General features: G+C 36.5%; 18 protein-coding genes, 1 tRNA gene and 4 pseudogenes. 17 read left to right on the top strand and 6 right to left on the bottom strand.

The genetic code is table 11. The annotated features are described in order from the left end of the window. The first annotated feature begins 187 nt into the window (after positions 1-187). Both FY049_RS00115 and FY049_RS00110 read left to right on the top strand, forming a co-directional pair. Positions 188-2,221: an NADPH-dependent 2,4-dienoyl-CoA reductase gene (locus FY049_RS00115; protein WP_004724886.1), complete on the top strand. Its 2,034-nt coding sequence runs from the start codon at positions 188-190 to the stop codon at positions 2,219-2,221. 98 nt (positions 2,222-2,319) lie between these two features. Beyond that, positions 2,320-2,409, top strand: a tRNA-Ser gene (locus tag FY049_RS00110). Positions 2,410-2,708: 299 nt separating this feature from the next. On the opposite strand, the gene FY049_RS00105 is transcribed toward FY049_RS00110, so the two are convergent. From FY049_RS00105 to FY049_RS00090, 4 genes are all read right to left on the bottom strand, one after another. Continuing rightward, positions 2,709-3,779, bottom strand: coding sequence for a hypothetical protein (locus FY049_RS00105; protein WP_446082925.1), 1,071 nt, complete (start codon positions 3,777-3,779; stop codon positions 2,709-2,711). A 1-nt stretch (position 3,780) separates the two neighbouring features. Then, positions 3,781-4,968, bottom strand: coding sequence for a YagK/YfjJ domain-containing protein (locus FY049_RS00100; RefSeq protein ID WP_446082924.1), 1,188 nt, complete (start codon positions 4,966-4,968; stop codon positions 3,781-3,783). Positions 4,969-5,440: 472 nt separating this feature from the next. Next, a complete protein-coding gene (locus FY049_RS00095; protein ID WP_446082923.1) occupies positions 5,441-5,626 on the bottom strand; it encodes a helix-turn-helix transcriptional regulator in 186 nt (61 codons plus the stop codon). 136 nt (positions 5,627-5,762) lie between these two features. Beyond that, entirely contained in the window at positions 5,763-6,839 is a 1,077-nt protein-coding gene (locus FY049_RS00090; RefSeq protein ID WP_446082922.1) for a hypothetical protein, read from the bottom strand. 881 nt (positions 6,840-7,720) lie between these two features. Here FY049_RS00090 and FY049_RS00085 point away from each other — a divergent pair. The 11 genes and pseudogenes from FY049_RS00085 to FY049_RS00035 form a co-directional block, all read left to right on the top strand. Then, positions 7,721-7,978 (top strand): hypothetical protein, encoded by a 258-nt coding sequence (locus FY049_RS00085; RefSeq protein WP_446082921.1) that lies wholly within the window; start codon positions 7,721-7,723, stop codon positions 7,976-7,978. A gap of 11 nt (positions 7,979-7,989) precedes the next feature. Beyond that, positions 7,990-8,139: a hypothetical protein gene (locus tag FY049_RS00080; RefSeq protein WP_446082920.1), complete on the top strand. Its 150-nt coding sequence runs from the start codon at positions 7,990-7,992 to the stop codon at positions 8,137-8,139. A 73-nt stretch (positions 8,140-8,212) separates the two neighbouring features. Further along, positions 8,213-8,683, top strand: a complete 471-nt coding sequence (locus tag FY049_RS00075; RefSeq protein ID WP_446082919.1) for a hypothetical protein — start codon at positions 8,213-8,215, stop codon at positions 8,681-8,683. A 9-nt stretch (positions 8,684-8,692) separates the two neighbouring features. After that, positions 8,693-9,346, top strand: a complete 654-nt coding sequence (locus FY049_RS00070) for a hypothetical protein (protein ID WP_446082918.1) — start codon at positions 8,693-8,695, stop codon at positions 9,344-9,346. A gap of 67 nt (positions 9,347-9,413) precedes the next feature. Further along, a complete protein-coding gene (locus FY049_RS00065) occupies positions 9,414-9,746 on the top strand; it encodes a hypothetical protein (protein WP_446082917.1) in 333 nt (110 codons plus the stop codon). 102 nt (positions 9,747-9,848) lie between these two features. Continuing rightward, positions 9,849-10,139 carry a hypothetical protein gene (locus tag FY049_RS00060; RefSeq protein ID WP_446082916.1) on the top strand — a complete coding sequence of 97 codons (291 nt, stop codon included), beginning with the start codon at positions 9,849-9,851 and terminating at the stop codon, positions 10,137-10,139. 63 nt (positions 10,140-10,202) lie between these two features. Beyond that, positions 10,203-11,173, top strand: a pseudogene (locus FY049_RS00055) (DUF932 domain-containing protein). A gap of 18 nt (positions 11,174-11,191) precedes the next feature. Then, positions 11,192-11,398 (top strand): hypothetical protein, encoded by a 207-nt coding sequence (locus tag FY049_RS00050; RefSeq protein WP_446082915.1) that lies wholly within the window; start codon positions 11,192-11,194, stop codon positions 11,396-11,398. Between the two features lie 81 nt (positions 11,399-11,479). Then, positions 11,480-11,908 carry a YqaJ viral recombinase family protein gene (locus tag FY049_RS00045; RefSeq protein WP_446082914.1) on the top strand — a complete coding sequence of 143 codons (429 nt, stop codon included), beginning with the start codon at positions 11,480-11,482 and terminating at the stop codon, positions 11,906-11,908. 536 nt (positions 11,909-12,444) lie between these two features. After that, entirely contained in the window at positions 12,445-12,576 is a 132-nt protein-coding gene (locus FY049_RS00040) for a hypothetical protein (protein WP_446083155.1), read from the top strand. Positions 12,577-12,677: 101 nt separating this feature from the next. Further along, a pseudogene (locus tag FY049_RS00035) lies at positions 12,678-13,067 on the top strand (transposase family protein); the annotation flags it as partial. A gap of 108 nt (positions 13,068-13,175) precedes the next feature. Here FY049_RS00035 and FY049_RS00030 read toward each other — a convergent pair. Then, positions 13,176-13,499: a hypothetical protein gene (locus FY049_RS00030; protein ID WP_446082913.1), complete on the bottom strand. Its 324-nt coding sequence runs from the start codon at positions 13,497-13,499 to the stop codon at positions 13,176-13,178. A 724-nt stretch (positions 13,500-14,223) separates the two neighbouring features. On the opposite strand from FY049_RS00030, the gene FY049_RS00025 reads away from it, so the two are divergent. From FY049_RS00025 to FY049_RS00010, 4 genes and pseudogenes are all read left to right on the top strand, one after another. Further along, positions 14,224-14,841: a hypothetical protein gene (locus FY049_RS00025; RefSeq protein ID WP_446082912.1), complete on the top strand. Its 618-nt coding sequence runs from the start codon at positions 14,224-14,226 to the stop codon at positions 14,839-14,841. Positions 14,842-14,866: 25 nt separating this feature from the next. Beyond that, on the top strand, positions 14,867-15,643 hold the full coding sequence (locus tag FY049_RS00020) for a hypothetical protein (protein ID WP_446082911.1): 777 nt from the start codon (positions 14,867-14,869) through the stop codon (positions 15,641-15,643). 166 nt (positions 15,644-15,809) lie between these two features. Then, positions 15,810-15,947 (top strand): annotated as a pseudogene (locus tag FY049_RS00015) (IS3 family transposase); the annotation flags it as partial. A gap of 641 nt (positions 15,948-16,588) precedes the next feature. Further along, on the top strand, positions 16,589-17,815 hold the full coding sequence (locus FY049_RS00010) for an alpha/beta hydrolase family protein (RefSeq protein WP_446082910.1): 1,227 nt from the start codon (positions 16,589-16,591) through the stop codon (positions 17,813-17,815). A 161-nt stretch (positions 17,816-17,976) separates the two neighbouring features. Here the strand turns inward: FY049_RS00010 and FY049_RS00005 are convergent. Then, positions 17,977-18,352 (bottom strand): annotated as a pseudogene (locus FY049_RS00005) (IS5 family transposase); the annotation flags it as partial.

The raw sequence follows: 18,352 nt of genomic DNA, 5'->3' as shown, positions 1-18,352 counted from the left end.
TTATAAAACTGTATAACACTTTTCTTTTATTTGAGTCATATCAAGATGTGTTGCTTCTTGTTGTGGGTAAGGCAGATAGAATTGACACTATATACGATGAAAATATCAAAAATTGCCATCAAAAAAAAATTAAAACTCGATAAAGTAGTATGCAACAAGTTGCAAAGCCAAACTTAAAGGATTCATCATGACAAATAGCTATGCAAATATCTTAAAACCACTCCATCTGGGATTTACGACCATTAAAAATCGTGTCGTGATGGGTTCAATGCACACGGGTTTAGAAGATCGTTTTTATAACTACCCAAAACTTGCTGCATATTTTGGAGAACGTGCCAAAGGTGGTGTTGGGCTAATTATTACAGGGGGGATTTCCCCAAACCGCCAAGGTTGGTTGTTGCCAGCCGGTGGTACGATGAATACTTTAGGTGATATTGCACCACACCGTTTAGTCACACATGCTGTACATAAGCATGGTGCAAAAATTCTGATGCAAATTCTGCATGCAGGGCGTTATGGTTATCAACCATTTGTTGTGTCTTCAAGCCCAATCAAATCACCGATTTCGATGTTTAAACCGCGTCAGATGAGTGACAAACTGATTCTTGAAACCATTCAAGATTATGCTGAAACAGCTAGTCTGGCAAAAAAAGCCGGCTATGATGGCGTAGAGATTATGGGTTCAGAAGGCTATTTACTGAATCAATTTTTAAGTCGCCATGTTAACCAACGTGAAGACCGTTGGGGCGGACCAATTGAAAACCGTATGCGTTTGGCTGTAGAAATTGTAAAAGCGATTCGTGCCAAAGTTGGTGAAAAATTTATTATTTGCTTCCGTTTGTCGATGCTCGATTTGGTCCATGACGGTAATACTATGGATGAAGTAATCACTGTTGCACAGGCCTTAGAAAAAGCAGGTATTACTTTACTCAATACAGGGATTGGTTGGCATGAAGCACGTGTTCCCACGATTGTAACCTCTGTTCCGCGTGCTGCATTTGTAGATTACACCGCAGAAGTGAAAAAGCATGTCGCTGTACCTGTCATTGCTTCCAACCGAATTAATATGCCTGATACTGCTGAGGAAATTTTAGCAGCAGGTAAAGCTGATATGGTGCAAATGGCGCGTCCATTATTGGCAGATGCTTTTTGGGTAAGTAAAACCGCAACCAACCGTGTTGATGAAATCAATACATGTATTGCATGTAACCAAGCCTGTTTAGATCATAGTTTTCAAAATAAGCGTGCAAGTTGCTTGGTGAACCCACGAGCAGCGCATGAAACTGAACTGGTTTATCTTAAAACAAAAAAACCAAAGAAAATTGCGGTTGTTGGCGGTGGTGTTGCGGGAATGTCTGCAGCTACTATTGCGGCAAGTCGTGGACATCAAGTGACTTTGTTTGAAGCTTCTACTGAGGTCGGTGGGCAGTTTAACCTCGCTAAAGTTGTGCCAGGTAAAGAAGAGTTTCATGAAACCATACGTTATTTTAAGGTTCAGATTGAAAAAACTGGTGTGGATTTACGTCTAAATACCAAAGTAAATCGTGAGCAATTAGAACGTGAAGGTTTTGATGATGTGGTGATCGCAACAGGTGTGATTCCACGTGGTTTAAATATTGAAGGCAGTAATGCACCGCAGGTGTTGTCTTATGCTCAAGTATTACGTGGCGCACCTGTTGGCAACAGAGTCGCTGTGGTCGGTGCAGGTGGTATTGGCTTTGATGTATCGGAATATTTGTTAAAACCTGAGCATCAGCCGCAACCACAACCTTTGGCAGATTGGCAACGCGAATGGGGTGTAGACCCAAATCCAAACTATATGACTGAAGGTGGTTTTGTTCCTGCTGAAGTAGAGCAACCGATTCGTCAAATATATTTGATGCAACGTAAAACCACACCTCTTGGTATTGGTTTAGGTAAAACCTCGGGCTGGGTACACCGTGCACAATTGAAAAAACATGCGGTAAGAATGATGCGTGGTGTGCAATATAAGTCTGTAACCAATGAAGGGTTATGGATTGAAAGTAATGGTCATGATCAATTGTTACGAGTAGACACGATTGTTGTGTGTGCAGGTCAGGAATCCGTTAAGGACTTAATGCCTCAAGAGGGTGAGTCAACTTTAGCAAATTACCATATTATCGGTGGTGCAAAATTGGCTGGTGAGCTTGATGCAAAGCGTGCGATTCGTGAAGGTGCTGAAATAGCAGCTAAACTTTAATCAAAATCATCTATTTTGATGAAACAATATGCATTTGAATAGTTTAAGTCTATTTTTTTCTTGTCAGAATTGGAAAAGCTTAGTATTCTTGCGCACATGGAAGCGTGGCAGAGCGGTTTAATGCACCGGTCTTGAAAACCGACGAGGGTGTGAGTCCTCCGTGAGTTCGAATCTCACCGCTTCCGCCAAATATTGAATTAAGCTCTTGTTTTTACAAGGGCTTTTTTCTTGACTGAGTTTTTAACCCACATTCTAACCCACAATAAATTTTGGTTGTGATCAAACTTAATAAGCATTACTAGAACATGTTTGGATCATCTTTGAAATATTACTAGAGAATAATAAACTAATCTTAAAATGTAGATATGATTCTGTTGAGCTAAAATTAGACACTATTTTGAAAGATCTTTGCTTAACTTAAGTGAAATCATGAAAATAAAAAAGCAGCATGGGGCAAGGCATGCTGCTTTTTAAATATAACTCCTAACTATCTTTCATAATCAGTTTTGCCTCGCTCAATTCGTAGACTTGGAGCGTTATCTCTGAGTCTAAACCAGTGGTCAGGAACAACTAGTTGCGCTTTGAGTGCATTTAGACGATTACCCACGTGAATTTGATTTAAGTCATAGTAGTTGAGTTCCTGCACTTGAAAAAGAGGAGCATTACCAGAATTCATAGAGGGGATCGTACCTAATGCGATATGATCACGATTGAGATTAATAAAATAAGGCGCGAGTGTTTGGTATAGTGGTGTACTGTCAAATGGACATAGGTCTGAAAATTCTTTTTTTACAAAGAATATCAGTCTAATCGTTTGTGTCTGCTGAATGTCGATCTCATCTCTGGCTAGAATACCGAGGACATTATTTTGATGGCGTCTGCGCCAAACATCTCTAATAATTTCATTAGATTTCTCTTGTACGATTTCATAAGCTGACATATCTCTAAAGTCAGGTTCACCATAAACAGGCTCAAGCCCATTAAGCAGTTTACGCTGCACAACAAGTGAATGAACTTCAAAACGGCTGGTTTCATCATAGATGAATTCTAAGAATCGATCGTATGAGCCAGTAAGGTATCCAAATCTATTGTTCCACGATCGACATTGAGTAGTGATTTCTCTGGTTTGGATTCTGACTTTGAAATCAGCAAAGCATTCTTCACACTTATGTTCTATCAGTTGATAGGCTGCAAGGTTTATGTTGCTCAGTCCATGCTGAAACATCAATTGGCTCAATAGGGTAATTTCAGGGTGAAGTAAAGCATCCTTAAATTTGCCTGTTGTATACGGATTCCAAGTATTGTCTGCTACAATTTTGAAAACAAGATTCCCCAAATTCGTTACATATAGATTGGGGATCAATGAATGAGGGAATGCTGTTTGATTATTTGTAAAAATGCGAAAGCATTTTCCAGTTTTAATTTTATGGATCAGCTCTGAGTATGATGCTAAAGAAACAGGGGTAACATGCGTGAACCCTTGATAAGCATAGGCTCTGGTTACAATATTAATATACTTGAGGGATTCGGTTCTTTCCACAGCATTGAGAGTAGTCATATTATAATTCCTGAGAGAGTGGTTGAGATTTTGTTGTGATTAGAGCGCGAGGGCGGCCTGAATTGGCTTTAGGCTTAGGAAGCACACTGCGGTGAAATCGTTTAAAATTCTTCAGCTCAGAAAACATAAAAAACTGATCGGCTTTCACTATGTAATCAAAAGTTTTGAATAAGTAAGACTGTTTTTCAATATCCGAATAATGAATCATGCCAATACCACAGTGTTTGTATTGGTCTTTCTGCATGTTGCAGATGTAGGTGCATCCGCGATTTCTGGTCACTTTTTTCCAGTAGTCCGAAATATATTGGGCGAGCGTAATATCCTCTTGGTGTTTATCACCGTCATAGAAAAAGTAGGCGTGTATGTGGAACCCTGTGGCATGAGAGTATTCATACTGCCAGATATAGCCTTCAATAGCGCTTAGTAGCTCGTTATTACGCCAATTGTTCTTGAACTTTTTCATAGACCGTTTTAAATAACTCAAGTCATGACGTGAATAAGGCACAGTCATAGAAGATGCATGTTTGAGTAAGGTCTCTGGATCACGTTTCAATGCAAAATCCATTCTGATGACCAAGACTCTGGCAAACTTTGCAATGAGATGGTTGAAGAGCTCAATGCACGCAGATTTATTATTTTTTTTGTCAATATTCCGATCTCTAATTTTCTTTTTATACTCGGCACTACTCAGGTGATTAACCAGCCGCGCTATAAACAGATTAAATAAATCAACATACTTTTGCACACACTCTTCACTTCGATAATCGATTGCAAACACATGGGCCAATACTTCAAGCTCAAGTGAGGTAAATTGAGACTGAATGAATATCCAAGCCTTGATTTCTGCTCCATATAAATACTTCGTAGAGAAGTGATGTTGAAAGGCCGAACGCACTTTCTCTTCTAAAGACTCCCATGTAGGAGGAAAATGAACTCGATAGCGTTCAGAAAAGAATGGGGACTTTTCTTTCACTAATTTTGCTACAGGAAGTTGAGTTTTTTGGCATTGAGCAATGACATTGACAATGTTGAAGCAAATATCAGCCACATGATCAATCGCATGTAGAAACTGATATGAGTTGCCATCTAGTGCTGTCATCATGCTTGAACTTAGATCAGAACGCTGAAGAGCAGTTAGCTCCTCAAGCGTAAATGTGCCAGCGGAGTTATGGAGTTTTGGTTTGTTCATATATTTCTCAAATATTCAGTTTTAAGAAATTTGGGCAATAGCTGTCTGTAGACACTGCTTTAATCAGTGTCTAAAATTGTTGAATGATTGAATTAGGTATTTGTCGTACTACACCATCTAAATATGATTCTTCCATCTGCTGGATAAGTATTTAAACTTAATCTGTGATCTGACTTTGCTAAAGCAGTCAGAATCACACCAGATGATTTTATTTAAGTGATAGACATGTACTTCTGAAGATTATCAACTCACACTATTCACTTAGATAGAGGGTAAGAATGTAACTATCTAATATATCTATAAATAATAGATTGATATATTTAAATGATTTAATACCGTTATTCAACTTCAAGCTAAACAAACTAGCTTTGCACAAATTCATATCGTGTTTCCGTAGATGTGTAGATTTATGCGATATACACAGTTAGGACGTCATTTGTAGAAGATTGCGAGCTTCAATTTTGGATTGAATTCAAGCCTGAACCTCACTGAGCCTCCATCGTGTCAGATGCCCAAACTTCACTGGCTTGGGAAAGTCAGGGTCATAACGTTTAGACTTTGAATTCATGCGATCGTAGATGGTTGATCGAGATAAACCTGTCAGTTCTTCTAGATCAATCCGACTGATCATTTTGAATGGGTCGGCAGATGAAACCATAAAAGTAATCCTTGTTTTAGACATTTAAGAATATGCTGTACAACATGGGACTACTTTAGATGGGACATAGGACTCGATAAATGTTTCTGCACCGAGAGATTTTTAATTAGAGAAATCCTAGGTCGTGAATATTAAATTAAGTATTTGTTTTTAAATGTGTATTTTTTGTTTCTACGGTATAATGTTTTTTAATTTTTTCATAAAGTGAAAGTTTTTCACCATCTTGATCTTTAATTTGATGTTTCCATTGATAAAAATTTTGCAGAATATTTTTATGGATATAAGCAATAGCATGATCAGAATATAATTTTTCTAATGTCTCATTGCAGCCAATAAGTCTATCATCTAAACGTTTAATATGGATTGCACCTGGAATTCCAGTTTTTATAAAATGGGGTTTAACTGTATTCTTTCTAGGCATATAGGTATAAGAAAAACTCCCTAGATTCTGAGCTTTCTTATATCTTTCTCGTCTATTGAGAAGCGTTGCTTTTTTTAGAAGATAAAGTCCTGTCACCGTGGGAATAACACTCTTTTCGTATTCAATGTCAATTTCAGTATCAAAAAGTGCATTTACCTCAATATTTTTTTTGTTGGCTACTGTGAGATATTTTTCGACATGATCTTTGTATTTAGGCTTTAAGTGAACTCGGATCATTTCTTTGATTTCTAGATCCTTATAAGCCTGAGCCTGTATTTTTTTTATTTTTTCAGATATTTCATCTGGAATAATGACTGATCTACAATCCATATGCTGAGCATAAAATTGAAAAGCTTGCTGATAGGCTGTTTTTGCCTTTTTCAAACTTGAAGGCAATTTATTCTTTGGTACTGATTTTTTAATTTTATTTTGTAATAGATTTACATAATCATCTGAAGCAACATAACGTTTAAAACCTCCGATAGCGATAAGTACCTCATCATAATGTCGATAAAGACGATCTTCTATCGGTAACTCAATAAATTTACTTTTGTCAAAATAGTGAGGTTGTAAGCCTTGTTCTAACCATTCTTTCTCTTTATCTGAAATAGAAAACTTACCTTGATTCAGAAGTGTATCAATAACTTGTTGTTCATCAGCTTCATTCTTAACATTCGAAAAGCGCCAATAATGTTCGATAGAGAGCGCTGGATTACGAAGATTATGAATGACAAAGCGTTCTAGGACCCTAATTTCTTCAATTTCTTTTTTGAGATCTATGTAATTTTCCATGTTGAATTGTCTAATATGAATTTGGCTCAATTATAGTAAAACATATACGATTTTTATAAAATTATATCAATAAAAGTGAGAATGAGCTTGTAAAAAGTAAGGTGTGATTTTGATGTACAGAGATAACACTTAAATCGAGTTTTTTTAATCGGTTATAAAGACAACGTCACCTTCAATAGTGATGTAACTTTTTACAATTATTTGGAAGATGATGTCTTGGTTTTTTAAGCCCAATAAAGTAAATCTAGATTGATAAAAATTCAAACTCATTCCATGACGCATATTTTATACAGACGCAGGTACGGAGTAAACCCATTCATTTATATCCGATTGACACATTTCCTTTCAGCACTTATTCTTTATGCGCTGGCCTACATTGCCAGTGGGTTTTAGCAGACCCTATACACAAGAGTACTGAAGAGCTTGCTTTTTAGTACTGGATCCTTACGTCCCCCTTTTTCGCTATGGTAGGACGGAGGGGGACGCGCTTGCGCGTGCTGGATCCTTGTGTACCAGTCTGCTAACCCTCTTCGTTCTGCCACCATTATTTAGCAGTGATTGTGGTAGTTCTTCTTTAATACACAAGGAGTCCGCCATGCGTACTAATTCAATTTTCACTTTCTTTTTATCTTCTCGATCTTTGCTTGTGCTTGATTACAGCACGTAGCTCTCTTTCACTGATTTTTCTAAAAAACGGATGACGATCAATATAAATCATGAACTTGGGAACTGCCCAGAATAAGTCACGTCTGGGTTTTATTAAAAAATGATTGATTTAAATCCGATCTCAAATAAAGAAATTTCAAATACATATTACCTCAGTGAAGCCATAACTCCATATGAGTGGGCATTAAAAACATAAGTATATATGAGAGGAAAAAATGCAATTAAAACTCATTTTTTCATTGTCAGCTGCTGTTTTGCTGACGGCCTGTAGTAGCGCATTTGAATCAGAATTTAAAGATGGTTGCCGTAATTTAGGCGCTAACCGTAGTTTCTGTTCATGCAGCTATAACAAGGTAGAGAAACACTACGGGGAAGATCGACTTAAACAGATCAACAACCCGAGGCAATTTCCTGAAGATTGGGAAGAACAAGTACAACAAGCAGGTTTAGCCTGTATGTCTGAATTGGATTAGGAGATTTAAATATGAGAAATCTATGGATCACTTATCTGCTGATTATGTTGGGCTATTGGTTCAAATTAATCTGGAGCTTTCCCGCAGGTTATTCCAAAGCTTATCTATTGGGCAGAGCCTTTGTTTGGCCTTTTATCTTTTTAGAATGGCTGTTTTCTTAACATTCACTTAGCACGCATAACCGGATAACAGTAAAAAAATTAATAGGTAAAATTTATGAAAAGAATGATTGGGATGGGAGTTTTAACCTTCTGTTTAAGCTCACTTTCCTATGCCGACCAAACCTATGGATTACGTTCAGCAGAAACCATAGCGTACTTAATTAATTTACAAGCAGGTCAGAGGGATCAGAGTATTTGTACCTACCGCTCTGAAACAAAAATGTTTGGTGTACATGACCTTCAAATGTCCATACAGAATGGATGTCCACAAAACTTGGGCTATACCGCTACCACAGCAGGCGGTGGAATATTAAGAATATTTGGGAATGGGAATAGTATCTTTGTAAAAAGACTAGGCTACCGTCCTCCGGTTCAATCTTCATCACCAGTGGTGAGTAAATATAAAAGGCTATGTGATAACCCGAACATGTCTGTCAGTTTTAACCAGAAAACCGGTGAAACCACTGATTGTCGAACGGGAGAAGTGAGCATAGATCCGCAAATTAAAGTACTCAAAGAACAAGGCTTATGGCCGCATAAATAGGAGCGTCGCGTGCAAAAACTAAAATCACCAAGTCTTGTTGCGCTAATACTTTTCATTGTCGTGATGGTATTAGGTACCTATCTGTTTAACCAGCATCTACAACGTAAAGCAAATTTAGAGTTGGCACAGCTGGCCGTTGAACAAACCAAAGCCCAAAAAACTCAAACTGCTGATATTGCTCAATCTGCATCTGAACCAACCGATCAAGATTTAACCGAAGATGCCACAACACAAACGCCCCATGTCGCGGTAAGTGCTGATGAGATTGCAGGTGCTTTAGCCGTGGTTGAAGAGGCCAGAGCCTCGCAAAATTCAGCAACTGAGCATTTAACCATGCAAATTGATTCTGAATACCATGAAGGAAAAACCTTAAGTTCAAATGCTTCAAAGTACGGCTTAAAGCCAATCAAAACTGCACCCGCCGATCTAAAGGCAACAATTTCGAGTATTGACCAGATGTTAGCGTCACACCTCATCGATGTTTGGGGGCGATCTAGCCCAGATCAGGTGGCGAAACGAGTTGAAGGCTGGAGTCAGCAGGGCAACAGTATTACATATCGTGTCGCATGGGACTCAGATCGTTTTCAATGTACTTGGTATGTGGTGCGCTGGAACCAAAGTAACAATCAAGTGTTAAGCGAAGGCTACAAACCTTGTTTTTAAACAAAATGCCTTTTTAGAATTTTAATTTCAAAAGAATTTTATACCCATTTAAAACAGGAATATTGCAATGAAAAATATCAAAATCATCAGCTGCGGTTTATTCAGTTTATTGATTTCAACAGCAGTGATGGCAAAGACAGAACAGATCACCTTAAAAAAAGATATCAGATTTGGAGAAGAAGCTGTGATATTCACGACAGCTCAAGGTGAACTCATTTTTAACTATTATGCCTTCCCTGAAAAAGTTGCCAAACAAATCAAACCCTATAAAAGAGGCCAATGCTTAGAAATTCAGTCTCAATATGGATTTTTTAAAGATACAGGTGATGGGCAATACATTCAGAGTATCCGACCCTGTAAAAGTAGATCAGGTTTGGCTGTACCTAAAGTCAACCGATAGACTGTACGCGTTTAAATTTAAAAACAAATCAACCCAAAAAACCACGAGCCGATGCTCGTGGTTTTTTATGTCTATATCTCAATATTTATCAAGGAAAACACCATGCAGCAATGCCCTTATTGCCATTCACCCCATGTGCAATTACTACGGCGAAGTCAACAATCCCAACCCAAAACTAAGTTCACTTTCACATCCTGCTCACCGATGTCACTCGCAAGCGTTGGTATGCAAATCTCTAAACGGCTGGGGATTCATCCAATGGTGGGTGGTTTTATCGGCCTAACGGTAGGAGGGGTATTTCTACTCTACATCCAACAGCAAGAGAATCTCATTACCTTACATTACCAGTGTGAGCAATGTCAGGAACATTTTGAAATTCAACAAACTGAATGATCCTAAATAAACGCATCAGTATTTTACTCAATTAACTCAAATCAATAAGAAGGAAATAACCTTATGGCACATCAACTTGAACAAATGGCTTATGTGGGCCAAACCCCTTGGCATGGTCTAGGCAATCAACTCAGCCGAAATCAACCGATTGAAGTCTGGGCACAACAGGCAGGCATGGACTGGCGAATAGAATCATCCAATGTAAGCTATATCGCTCAGATACCCATGCACCTTTATCGGTGGTCAGTCAGCGCTATCAGGAGGTTCAACCTAAACAAATTCTCGAATTCTATCGTGACCTGACTGAGCAATCAGGCTTTGAACTGGAAACTGCAGGGATACTCAAAGGTGGAAAGAAATTCTGGGCTTTGGCGAAAACAGGACAGACTTCAGCACTCAAAGGCAAAGATGTCAGCAATGGCTATATTCTCTTAGCCACGGCTTGTGATGGTACGCTTGCCACCACAGCACAATTTACGTCCATACGTGTGGTGTGTAATAACACCTTAGCCATTGCACTGAAAGGGCAAAATAATAGTGCAGGTGTGATCAAAGTCCCTCACAGCACCAAGTTTGATGCAGACAAGATTAAACAACAACTGGGTATTTCTGTACGGGCATGGGATGAACACATGTATGAAATGAAGCAACTCAGTCAACGTAAAGTCACTCAGCAAGAAGCGGCAGCCTACTTTGATGCATTATTTAACAATACCAGTCTTAGCCAGACAGAACAGGATGAAGGCATTATTCAATTTTATCGCAATGTTGCGAATCAAGCCGATGCCAATAAAACAGAACCGAATGGGCGTGCGATGTCTAAAGTGATGACCATGTTTAATGGGCATGGACGTGGTGCGGAACTATCCTCAGCCAAGGATACTGCCTATGGCTTACTCTGCGCCATAACTGAGCATTGTGACCACGAACGTCGAGCCATGAGCCAAGATCATCGACTTGATTCTGCATGGTTCGGTGCAGGTGCAGCACTTAAACAGCGTGGATTAGAACAGGCTTTAAGGATGGTGCTTTAAATAAAAGCAGGGGGTGACATGGCAAATGATTGTATTGCTCAAACATTTAGGATTGGGGATTTAGTGGTTTTAATTTACCCCATTCATGATGCGCAAGTGAGGACAGTGGATGAAATACCACACCCTCAATATCTGGTCTTAGATGGCTATCGACACATCTACCATACTGACTTTATCCGTCTTGCCAGCATTGATGAAATCAAAGTAACTTATCGAGGCTACTGACGATTCATTTCATTATTTCACTTTAATCCCATGCCAAAAATGCATGGGATTTTTTATGTCTTTAATATAGGGGAATACAACATGAGACAACATACCGCAAATTTATCCCAACCCAGCATAGATCATGTAAGAGGATCAAAAGCTTATTCATTTTCTTCAAAAAGAAAAAAGCAACCCAAACGTCTAGCTGAAACCAAAACCATGTCACAAGCTGAATGGCTTAATGTGCGTAAACAAGGCATTGGTAGTAGTGATTGTGCAGCAGCCTGTGGTCTAAATCCCTATATGTCGATGCTGGAACTATGGATGATTAAAACTGGACGTATTCGACAACGTATTGAAGATGAAAGTTCAGATGCTGAACAAATGTCACCTGAAAATGTACAAGCTGAGCAGGTGCAGGCTAGATCGAAAGGCAGGGCTAAAGCCAAGCCTAAGTTTAATCAGCGTGAGGGATTTGTACAGGATATTCAACAGGGGCTACAGCAATCCGTAAGGTCGGTAAACTAAATTAAAGGATAATTTAAAGATTTGCTGTACTTTATTATTATTCCTTTATTAAACTTAAAACAACTATTGTATTTGTGATTTATTATGCTTAATATTTAATTATTGTTAGATATGTCAAGTTTTATGTGCTCATGGTTTCCCCAAAACATGAGCATCTTTTTAATCCCTTTTATATACCCATGTACTATAATTCATGGGTATTTTTTTATTTAAAGAACAGCGTACTAATATTTTCAAATATAAAATGCACTTAATAAGTTTATTAAGCCTCTTTCATAAATCAAAAAACGTTCATCTTTTTGTTCAATATACATCCTGCAAAATTTAAGATTTTCAAGCATAATCTGTTTATGAAATATCTCGATTCAAAAAAACTTTCTGATTCCCAGTTTAAGCGTTACACAGGCATATCTCGTTCGACATTTTCTCTAATGGTTGAACAAATGCAGATGCAAATTCCTTCTAAAGGCAGGCCACCGAAACTGTGTCTTGAAGATCAAGTATTACTCTGCTTAAGCTATTGAAGAGAATATCGAATTTTATTTCATGTTGCTGCAAGTTACGGTGTAACAGAGCCAACAGCTTCCAGAATTGTTCGTCAAGTTGAAGATAGTTTAATCCAGTCAGGTTTAATTTACCCAAAGATATCCCCAAGGGTGAAGGTATAGACTGGAATGTTGTGATTGTAGATGCCACTGAAATTCCAATTCAAAGACTTAAAAAAGCAGAAGAAAAGCTATAGTGGTAAGAAAAGGCTCACACCTTTAAGGTAGAAGCGATCATTCATTGTAAAACTCAGCAAATATTAAGTTTATGCCTGTGCAAAGGCGCTGTAAATGACTTTGAACCGTTCAAAGACGATCTGCATTTAGTCCCAACAAATTCATTTATTCTGGTAGATAAAGGTTATCAAGAGATTTATGCTATATATCCCAATAGCTTGTTACCGTGTAAGGCTAAAAAACGTTGTGAATTAGATCCTATGCTAAAAATATATAATCGAGAAATTAATAAAAGAAGTATAGGGGGTGAGCATGTATTTGGTACATTAAAAACTTTCAAAATCCTTGCAGAGCGTTATCGAAATAGAGGGAAAAGGCTTGGCTTAAGGTTCAATTTAATTGCAGTAATTTATAATCTAGAACTGAGTAAAAAGTGAGTTATGAAAGAGGTCTAATGTAACCATCAATTTTATCTTTAATTGCTTTCCCATCTTCATAGTTTTCTTTTACAGTATTACCTTCTTTATCGATAAAACTTATTTCTTCTACTTTAAAAATTTTTTTAAATTTGTATTCAGACCTTCAAACCTATAAACAAGTTCATGATTTTGATTTTTAAAAGTAGGATCGCCCAATAAAATTTGAGAAAGCCAAGAGTTTCGTTTTGAGACTAACTCATTTTCGGCATCTCTTAAAGGTCTTAAATAGGTTGTTTTATCGACTGCAATCAGATGATTATCACAATGACCATGATGTGGATGATGTAAATCCCCATCCACGAGATAATCTACATGAGCGTTATGCTTAATTGCTGTATGACCACAATCAGGTCTATGCATGTGATCATGTTGTTTATTATATGCTGTCATATATTTATCCTTCCATTTTTATATAGGATTTGGATACCCCAATCCACGGATATACGCTTATAGTTCGTCTGGCATTCCTTAATAGAACTTAAGAGTAAGCATAAAAAAAGCCCAACAGGATGTTGGGCTTTTTATGTATTTAGTACTTCGGTCTGACTCCTTTCGAACCTCACCATTTTTATAATGCTGTTTATTTTTATTATATGGAGCATCCTGCTCTCTATGCCAATCATTCTAAATGGTTTTGGATATTAAAGTGTCATATTAGTATGCATTTTAATAATTATTTTAAACTAAATTATTTTGAATTATCTAAAACCTGTATTTATTTATTTTGTTTTTTAAACATGTATTTAATTCCAAAACATCATTCACCATTCTACAGGGTAACTCTTATTATGGGTAAAAACTAATTAAATTAATTTTTTTTTAAACAAATAAATTTCTCTTGGTGTTGAGCGCCGGGATTAAGAATTATTGTTATATTTCAGCGACTTATCAATGCTTTGTTGTAGGAGGAACAATTGGTCGTACGATAAATATTAGGTGCAAATTTATTCATCTTAGAATTATAGTGTGGAATCAGCCTTTAGAGATAGGTTTGTGCAACAAAGCCAGTATATGTCAACAGATCTTGATTTTTAAGAAAAATTAAAAATTGATTTGTATTTTTATTCTTTGATGATATATATAAGTTTAACTTTATGAATTAAAGAAATTAGAAATGTTTAAAAATAAGATTTTTCTATTCTTGATTTTTTTTCTAATCTTTGTGGTATTTGCGATTGTTTATTTTTTCTATCCAAGCAATCATTCTACGGAAAATTCTTATCAAGCACATGCTTCTACCGTGCAACACGATATTAATAAATCAGATGATAGCCAACCAAAAAATAATCTAGCTGCTCAATCTCAAGCTGATACTAACAAAGATCATTTACAGCATGACTCCGATCAAGACTATGACGGTGTTCCTGATCGAATCAATCAATTCATTGCGACTGAATTTAATGATTCAATCACATTACAAATTGCGATGACAGATCTTGCGCGATCATGGAATTTAACACTTCAAGAGGATTTAGATAAAACTACTGCAAAGACGGCAGCCAATCAAATTTCAAAAAATATTGCCTGTCTATTAAGCCCAGAAGTACTCAATAAAAGTAAAAAATCTTTTGAGCAAATTCAAAAAAATATTATAAACACACGTGCAGAATTACTTAATAATACTAAAAATACTGAAGCGTATATTAAATTTAACGAATTGGTAAGTGGGCAATTTTTTCCAGACCAAGGAAATCAAAATTGTACCAATGATGTAGTTAATGCCCCATATTAGCCCTCAAATAATTAAGGAAACTAAAATGAAAAAATCAATTTTATTCATGAGCATAATATTTTTAACAACGAGTATTTATGCACAAGAACAATATGACAATCACGCTATCGTTCATATCAATGGTTTGAACACGACTTTTGACGGTGCTGTAATGAATCAACTTGCACTCAAAAATCAAGTCCAGATAGAACGTCCCAATTATTCTGTAAACCTTGCTTATAATAAAAAATCAGGCTTTTTAAAGGATATATTACAAGTCGCTACTCAGAAATTCGTCAATGACACAGAATCTGATTTTTGGAAACTAATTGACAATTATGATGAGATTCAGAAAGCTAGTCTCATTAGTGATGAAACATACAAAAAGTATATTGATCAACTCAAAAATAATGAAAGTTTGATTCCTGAAATTGAAGAACATTTAAATCAATATACAAGCTTTTTAGATAAGGGACAAAATGTCGTATTAGTCCCTCATTCGCAAGGTAATTTTTATGGTAATGCTAGTCTGAACTTACTACTAGCCCATTCGAAGCAAGCTAGAAATCAGATTTATTCAGTGGGTTTAGCATCGCCATCTGAAAATTTACTACCTAATTCAAGCTATTACACATCATCTAATGATTTTGTGATTCGAGGAATAGGCGTATTTATAAAGGTTTTACCTCACAATGTTACAGTACCTTTTTCATTTAGTGATTTGAGTGGGCATAGTTTTGTAGAAACCTATTTACGTCAAGGCAAAACGAGAAAACTGATCTTAGATAAAATTTTCACATATGCCGACCAGAAAAAGTCTTAATAGAAATTACAGTAATGGAAATGTAGGTATGACAGGATTTAAACCAACGCACTTGTCTCGCCCTAAAATAAATTGATAGTATTTCATTTAGAACCGAGTTAAGAAATTAGCTCGGTTCTTGCTTTTTCAAACATTAGATGAGATGTCATCATACCTAGGCTCAAATGCGAAGATTTTCTTTCAACTACTCAAACGAAAGCATATCAAGAAGAAAAACTACGTATGGAGATCTGATGTTAGGACAGAAATATTTGAATATATTAAAATATTTTACAACTCAAAATGTAGACATGATTCCAATTGAAAACGTTCTCTATTAGATTATGAAAGGGTCCATCAAAAGATGTTTATGTGTTTTTAGAATTTTGGTGGCTATTTACTTTGTGCAAAAAGTCCACTTAAATATAATAAAATATTTGTCCAAAGAACAAAGTTAAAAAATACATAAATGATAAGTGGTAGTTGTTTCTTAGCTAAAAATATGAAAATATAATTAAATTATTAGTTATTTACTTGTCTTCTTATTTAATAAGGATTTAAAATAAGAGTGTTGACAAATTCAGAGTTAAAAAAGTTGTTGGTGTTGGTAATTTAGAAAAGTTAGTGACAGATATTATTGTATGTTGGTCGACTAAGAAGCAATGAATTGAAATTATAAAAATGAGTTTTTAAAAAGATTCAAATAGGATAAATGTATTAAATTCTTACTAAAAGAGTATTTTGTTGTAAGAAGGGTTATTCACAGATTTTTATCTAATTTATGGGTTAAAGTAGATACCTAATATAAGTGGTGTAAATACTTGAATTCAAAATATAATGAAGTTGTTTTTGTATGGAATTTTTTATTGATTAACGATAGGAGGTTTTTATTAAAATTGTTGTTAAATTAATCTAAGTTTAGTTATATATTACTTTTAAAAAATTGTGTTTTAAGGAATAAGTCACATGAAAAAAAATGGATTATCAATTTTAATTCTAAGTTCAGTTTTGGTTTTATCTGCATGTAATAACGGTGGTAGTGAGGGAAATTCATACGAATCACCTTCAAATATTGATGTAAATAATATTGAAAATCCAGTTGTGGGCACACCTATAGCTTATAGCAAGACAGATTTTTCTACTGTGGCAGCAGATAGTGTGGTAATGACTTATAAAATGAAAGGAGTGAAGGGGACTGAAGTACAAGCAACATCATTGGTTTTTACCCCTAAAATTGCACCACCAGCTTCAGGTTGGCCAATTGTGGTTTGGGCTCATGGTACAACAGGTGTTGCTGATGTATGTGCTCCAAGCCGAAATGAGACAGATGGTGATATTAAAAGAATGATTTCTAAATTCCTTGCTGAAGGTTATGTGGTTGTTGCGCCAGATTATGAAGGTTTGGGGGAACCGAGTGGAACTGAATTACATCCATACTTAAATGTAAAAAGTGGTGGTTATTCTATTACAGATGCTGTGGTTGCAACACGTAATTGGTTAGGCAATAAAGTTTCAAAAAAATGGGTGACTGTTGGACACTCACAAGGTGGACAAGCGGCTTTAGGCGCTGCACAATATGCTGATCGTGCAAATTTAGATTATAAAGGTACGGTTGCTGTTGCACCTGCGTCACAACTGAATTTGATCCTAAATGCTGGAGAATCTAGCGTAGCAAATGCAACGCCTACTCAACAAATTCCGGTTTATGCATCTTTAGATACGTTTACCGCACTGATTGCGGCAGGCTTACGCAATTCAAACCCAACTTTAGACTATAACCAAGTCTTTAAAGTACCGACTGATGCGATTGCTAAACAAGCGGAATCTGTTTGTTCTTCTCAACTAGGTGGTAAGTTCGGGGAAGCAATGGGACAGTATGCTGCAGTCAACGGTTCATTGAAAAATTATCCAAGAAAAACTGAAACGTTTATGTCTTTGCCAGCCGCTAAAACCTTCTTAGATAAAGATTCCCAACCGTTGCAAGTCCAAGTCAAAACGCCTGTCATCATCTATCAAGGTGGAGCAGATACAACTGTACCGAAAGTTGCAACAGATACTTTATATGGTACAGCTAAAGCACTGGCTACGCCTGTGAATTACATTACTAATCCTGTTTGGGACCATGGTACGGCCTATTCTTTAAATATTGACAATATTGTAGCTGATGTAAAAGGAATGTTTGCAGTTCAATAAACATTTTAATTGTAGATTTTACGGAATGACTCATTTTAAGATGGGTCATTTCTATTTTAAAAATAGAATATATTATAAATTTTAAGCCTAGTTGACTACAGTTCTTATAGGCTTTGTTGCACAAAGGCTTGAAAGGCAGAGCCTCCCTAAGTGAGCCAAATTTAAGTGGCAACTTGGGTATGAGGGCGACCTAATTCTGTGAATTTATTCAAGACTGCTACGCGTGCATGAATCTCGTTCACCTGACTAGGGAAACTCCTTGATGTTAATTTATCGCCTAATAATTTGATGCAATGCATCTTGGTTTCAACCAAACTTCGGCTATGATAGCCAGCCAGTTTTTCCATATAGTCTTGCCTAAATGTTTAACTGTTCGAAGCAGTTCATTGCGTTCTAACGAGCTAATCTTTGTATCTTTCCAAGGTTTAGCATTTTTTCTGGGTGGGATTACTGCATGAGCTTGCCGATCGGAAATCATTTCTCGACATTGTTTCGTATCATAAGCTCCATCAGTATAAACGGAATCAATTGGTTCAT

The sequence above is a fragment of the Acinetobacter sp. 1125_18A genome, assembly GCF_052824985.1.
Note: the sequence above shows the minus strand (reverse complement) of the source record. Positions and strands in the feature narration are given on the sequence as shown.

Excerpts from the sequence above, each read along its gene's own strand:
- FY049_RS00010 (WP_446082910.1), top strand. The coding sequence starts at position 16,589 with ATGAAAAAAAATGGATTATCAATTTTAATTCTAAGTTCAGTTTTGGTT.
- FY049_RS00095 (WP_446082923.1), bottom strand. The coding sequence starts at position 5,626 with ATGGTTTCATCTGCCGACCCATTCAAAATGATCAGTCGGATTGATCTA.
- FY049_RS00065 (WP_446082917.1), top strand. The coding sequence starts at position 9,414 with ATGAAAAATATCAAAATCATCAGCTGCGGTTTATTCAGTTTATTGATT.
- FY049_RS00060 (WP_446082916.1), top strand. The coding sequence starts at position 9,849 with ATGCAGCAATGCCCTTATTGCCATTCACCCCATGTGCAATTACTACGG.
- FY049_RS00085 (WP_446082921.1), top strand. The coding sequence starts at position 7,721 with ATGCAATTAAAACTCATTTTTTCATTGTCAGCTGCTGTTTTGCTGACG.
- FY049_RS00115 (WP_004724886.1), top strand. The coding sequence starts at position 188 with ATGACAAATAGCTATGCAAATATCTTAAAACCACTCCATCTGGGATTT.
- FY049_RS00050 (WP_446082915.1), top strand. The coding sequence starts at position 11,192 with ATGGCAAATGATTGTATTGCTCAAACATTTAGGATTGGGGATTTAGTG.
- FY049_RS00025 (WP_446082912.1), top strand. The coding sequence starts at position 14,224 with ATGTTTAAAAATAAGATTTTTCTATTCTTGATTTTTTTTCTAATCTTT.
- FY049_RS00030 (WP_446082913.1), bottom strand. The coding sequence starts at position 13,499 with ATGACAGCATATAATAAACAACATGATCACATGCATAGACCTGATTGT.
- FY049_RS00100 (WP_446082924.1), bottom strand. The coding sequence starts at position 4,968 with ATGAACAAACCAAAACTCCATAACTCCGCTGGCACATTTACGCTTGAG.
- FY049_RS00080 (WP_446082920.1), top strand. The coding sequence starts at position 7,990 with ATGAGAAATCTATGGATCACTTATCTGCTGATTATGTTGGGCTATTGG.
- FY049_RS00045 (WP_446082914.1), top strand. The coding sequence starts at position 11,480 with ATGAGACAACATACCGCAAATTTATCCCAACCCAGCATAGATCATGTA.
- FY049_RS00075 (WP_446082919.1), top strand. The coding sequence starts at position 8,213 with ATGGGAGTTTTAACCTTCTGTTTAAGCTCACTTTCCTATGCCGACCAA.
- FY049_RS00090 (WP_446082922.1), bottom strand. The coding sequence starts at position 6,839 with ATGGAAAATTACATAGATCTCAAAAAAGAAATTGAAGAAATTAGGGTC.
- FY049_RS00020 (WP_446082911.1), top strand. The coding sequence starts at position 14,867 with ATGAAAAAATCAATTTTATTCATGAGCATAATATTTTTAACAACGAGT.
- FY049_RS00105 (WP_446082925.1), bottom strand. The coding sequence starts at position 3,779 with ATGACTACTCTCAATGCTGTGGAAAGAACCGAATCCCTCAAGTATATT.